The 485-nt window shown below is 37.5% G+C and carries 1 protein-coding gene; it reads right to left on the bottom strand.

All coding sequences use genetic code 11. The annotated features are described in order from the left end of the window. Window positions 1-41 precede the first annotated feature (41 nt). The coding region (locus FD33_RS11000) for a tyrosine-protein kinase family protein (RefSeq protein ID WP_156407846.1) at window positions 42-485 on the bottom strand (444 nt) is incomplete at its 5' end.

Below are 485 nucleotides of genomic sequence, written 5' to 3'. Positions count from 1 at the left end.
ATCAACGCCTGGCAATATGTGGCAATGCAAATCAATTAATTTCATTTCTCTTTCTCGGCTCCATAGTATCCGCCATAATAACCACCATAATAGCCTTGTGACTTTTCTTTTGTGACACGATTCATAATTACACCCAAAATATTAGCATGAACTGTATCTAATAATTGTTTAGCATGTGCAACCCCAGCTTTTTCAGCAATTCCTTGAGGCACAACCATTACGACACCATCTACTTGAGTAGCAAGAACTTGCGCATCAGTAACCGAATTAGCAGGTGGAGCATCCATTATTAATAGTCCAAATTTGTCCTCAAGTCGATTGATTAAGTCCTTAGTTCTCATACTACCTAATAATTCTGAGGGATTAGGCGGAATCGGCCCACTAGTAATAACGAATAAATTTTTAACCATTGTTGGTTGAACGACATCCTCAAATGAAGCATTTCCCAATAAATAACTGGATAATCCAACACGATTACTTACATT

Origin of the sequence: Companilactobacillus paralimentarius DSM 13238 = JCM 10415, from assembly GCF_001434985.1 — a bacterium.
GTDB classification, from domain to species: Bacteria; Bacillota; Bacilli; order Lactobacillales; family Lactobacillaceae; genus Companilactobacillus; species Companilactobacillus paralimentarius.
The sequence above is the reverse complement of the archived record's forward strand: the minus strand, read 5'-3'. Positions and strand labels throughout refer to the sequence as shown.